Origin of the sequence: Streptomyces zinciresistens K42 (assembly GCF_000225525.1) — a bacterium.
In the GTDB taxonomy this organism is placed as follows: domain Bacteria; phylum Actinomycetota; class Actinomycetes; order Streptomycetales; family Streptomycetaceae; genus Streptomyces; species Streptomyces zinciresistens.
On record NZ_AGBF01000370.1, the window covers coordinates 1 to 3,225 of the forward strand.

General features: G+C 71.5%; 4 protein-coding genes and 1 pseudogene. 2 read left to right on the top strand and 3 right to left on the bottom strand.

Annotation, left to right across the window (positions count from 1 at the left end; translation table 11 throughout):
* Together SZN_RS41780 and SZN_RS39950 are read left to right on the top strand one after the other, a co-directional pair.
* Positions 1-211: pseudogene (locus SZN_RS41780) on the top strand (hypothetical protein); the annotation flags it as partial.
* Positions 211-627 carry a hypothetical protein gene (locus SZN_RS39950; RefSeq protein WP_007505604.1) on the top strand — a complete coding sequence of 139 codons (417 nt, stop codon included), beginning with the start codon at positions 211-213 and terminating at the stop codon, positions 625-627. The pseudogene SZN_RS41780 and the gene SZN_RS39950, both read left to right, overlap by 1 nt.
* Before the next feature lie 15 nt (positions 628-642).
* Here SZN_RS39950 and SZN_RS36370 read toward each other — a convergent pair whose 3' ends face one another.
* The 3 genes from SZN_RS36370 to SZN_RS36380 all read right to left on the bottom strand — a co-directional run.
* Positions 643-924: a hypothetical protein gene (locus tag SZN_RS36370; RefSeq protein ID WP_007505606.1), complete on the bottom strand. Its 282-nt coding sequence runs from the start codon at positions 922-924 to the stop codon at positions 643-645.
* 192 nt (positions 925-1,116) lie between these two features.
* Entirely contained in the window at positions 1,117-1,575 is a 459-nt protein-coding gene (locus tag SZN_RS36375) for a DUF6420 family protein (protein WP_007505607.1), read from the bottom strand.
* A 284-nt stretch (positions 1,576-1,859) separates the two neighbouring features.
* Positions 1,860-3,225 (bottom strand): hypothetical protein (locus SZN_RS36380; RefSeq protein WP_007505609.1); only part of this gene is annotated, 1,366 nt, incomplete at its 5' end.

Here is a 3,225-nt window from a genome sequence, read left to right on the forward strand (position 1 = left end):
GCTTGCCGAGCTGCTGCTGACCCAGCTCCTGGGCATCGACCCCTCTGCCGTGCGCGACGAGTACAGCGAGGCCCTGAACCGGCTCGTCGCCGCGGTGACCGCGGGCAGGGAGCTGGAGGCGCCGGCCGGGCCGCGCGAGCCTCCCCAGGATCTGATGGCGGCGCTGGAAGCGAGTATCCGTGCGTCACGACGCGACGGAGGGGCCCCGTGATGGCACAGGAATTGCTGCGGGAAGCGGCCGCGCTCCTGCGGCGCCGCGCCTCGGAGGCCGCCGAGTCCCCTGACGAGCGGTGGATGGTCGACCAGGACGAGACGGGCGCGCTGGTCGTGGCCGCCTTCACCCCGCAGGACCTCGAAGCGGACGGCACCGTGAGTGGCAGCACTCTGGCCAGCTTCGCCTATCCGGACAGCCCCGGGCGGTACACGTACGCGCGGGCCTTCGCGGTGGCCTCCCACATGGCCGCGCTCGATCCTCAGGGAGTCGTGGCTCTCGCCGCGTGGCTGGAGACGACGGCGTCGTTCGAGGACCGGGCCCAAGAACTCGGCGGCACCGAGGTGGCGGCACCGCTGATCGACCCGGCCGTCCGCTTCGCTCGCCTCTACCTACGGGCGGCCGCCACCGGGTGAACGAAGCAGGCCCGCCTACCGCAGGGTCTCGACGTCCAGACGGGAGAAGACGAGATCGCTCATCTCCGTGACGGGCCCGCGCCACCGCATCGGCGGCACGGGCCGCCGCAGGGCGGCCGGGTAGCTCCCCGCGCCGTAGTCGTTGACCAGCCGGTAGGCGTGGAACCCGTGGGCGTTGAGCGGGCCGATGACGTCGTCGACGGTGTGGCCCTGCTTGACCAGGGTCTTGGGGGTCACCTCGATGGCCAGCTCGACGTCGTCCCGCATCCTGGCCAGGATCGGGGTGAGCCCGAACACGGCGGCGGCCTCCCCTCCCTCTACGTCGATCTTGATCAGCCGTAGTTATGGGGGCGGGACTACCGCCCGGTCGCACATTCGGGCCCGGGCGGAACGGTGAATCGCTACGCTGGTCGCAGGTGCGGCGCTCCCCCCGTGGCGCCGCACCCACCCGCTTTCACGGGCCCTCCCCCTGCCGGCGGACAGGCCCGGTCAGCGCTTCGGTCTCCTGCAAGAGCCGGTCCGTGGGAGCGAAGTCCCCCAAAAGTCCCCCAGCTCGACCGCGAGCACGGCGCGCACGAATGCGGCGAGCGTGATGCTCCCGGTGCGCACTTCGAAGATGCGCAGCACCCCGTCCGCGTACGCGGCGCGGTGTCGACATCCGGCTTGCACGCAGTGCCCCTCGGCAGCCAGGGCGAGCCGCTTGAAGGCGACGTTCTTCTCCTCGGTGAGCTGGGCTGGACAGCCCAGGTGATCCAGCGTGATCCGGATGTGGGCGGGCTTCTCGGGCGGACCGATGGTGATCCGACCGCCGCCGGGCGTGACGTAGCGGCCGGGCGCCACCGAGGCGTACGGATGGATTAGCGGCAGAGCGGTATCCACCGCGTGCAGGGCGGGCAGTCCGTCGTACTCGGTGTAGGGGCCTGCAATGCCGTTGTGCTCGGTTGTCATGCGGTCCTCGTTTCGGTCGCAGGTCGAGCGGCGGGCCGCCTCGTCACGCGCGGGTGCCGGGCACGTTCCACAGCAGTGCGGCGGTCATCGCCAGGAGCGTCTCCGCCTCGGCCCGGTCGGACGCCATCCTTCCAGCCCACCGCGCGCGGCGGCCCACCTTTACCGATCGGGCAGACTCCGACGGCACTAACTGCCACCGCAACAACCTTCGGTGGCAAACGATCGATCGCGACTCCTGCTCGGCGCAGGGCTTGTGCGCGCCGGTGAGGCGGCGCCCGCGGCTGCTACGCGGTGCCGCCTCCGCCCCAGGGACGCCACCGCCTTCGGCCTGCGACCGGGTTCCCGCTCCCGCCTGCGGTCGGTCCACCCTGTTCTCCTCCTGGACGGTCCTGACCGAGCACCGCGGCCTGCACGGCCGGCCAGTCCTGCGCACACCACCACCTGAACAAGTCGCCGGTGGCGAGCACGGGAAAGGGGAGCGTGTCGACGACCCGCTGCTGATACACCTCGGCTGGGCGCTCGGCGGGGTCCAGCCGGTGCTGATGGTTGACGATCAGGGCAGCGCAGGTGACTCGCTGGCCGGGGCGCAGCTGCGGCCACTTCTCCAGATGGCGTCGAAGTTGAGAGGCCAGTTTCTCTCCCGCTGCGCCGGAAGCGGACTTCACTTCCACCAGGCAGGTGGACCCGTTCAGCGCGGCGAGGAGGTCCGCCGACAGGGGGCCACCCAATTCCTCGTCCAGATCGGTGACGGCGAATCCGGCGGCGCGCAGCACCACGGCCACGGCGTCTTCCAGCTCGGGACCTGTGCCGTACAGCAGGCCGGACCGCACGGGTTCGGCCTCGTCCCGCGCCCGCTCCAGATCCCCCTCAAGGCGGGCCCTTTCCTCCAGGTAGCGGCTCTCCAACTCCTCAAGGGCGCCGCGTGCCTGCGTCTCCGCAGGCGTCTCCAGGGCGGGATCGTGGTGGCGTGAGCGGACGCGGCGCAGCGCGGCCGGCACGTGCTCGGGAAGGGCACGCTGGACGAGCCAGTCGACCACCTGGTTCCAGTCGACCCCGTCCGGCATCACGTACCAGATCTGCTGGCCGTCACCCGATGTCCAGCGTGCGACGACGGGCTCGCCCAGGCTGTCGACGAGGATCGGCACCAGCTCGCCTTCGGGCTTGCGCATCGTCGTTCCGCGCTCCCCCTCCAAGGCGGTCGCCGACAAGGTCATCGCCCACCAGGGGGCATCGGCCGGGCGGTTGCGCAGTCTCAGTCCGAGGTCGCGGTCGGCCGCGTCCAGATCGGGAGCCAGGGCGACCTCCGCCCCCGCGAGTAGCCGCTTGCCGACGATCGCGCCGGTGAAGTGACGGAAGTCCACGCGGCCGCCGGGCCGGCCGAAGACCGACCGCACGCGGTCATTGTCATCGTCCGCCGTGCCCATCGTCGCGATGATGAGCGCGGGCTCGCCGCGCGAGGCCGCCCCGGACAGGAACCTGTCGAACTCGTCGGCGCCGTGACCGGAGAAGTGGCTGGGGTTGATGGCGGCGGCGCAGGTGCTGGTGTCCATGTCGAGCCAGCGCGGCTCGGCCCCATGCTCGGTCCAGGAGATGCCCGCGTACTTGGCCGAGGCCGCGAAGAGCTTGCGCGCGTAGTCGGCGGCCTGCGGA

Excerpts from the sequence above, each read along its gene's own strand:
- SZN_RS36375 (WP_007505607.1), bottom strand. The coding sequence starts at position 1,575 with ATGACAACCGAGCACAACGGCATTGCAGGCCCCTACACCGAGTACGAC.
- SZN_RS39950 (WP_007505604.1), top strand. The coding sequence starts at position 211 with ATGGCACAGGAATTGCTGCGGGAAGCGGCCGCGCTCCTGCGGCGCCGC.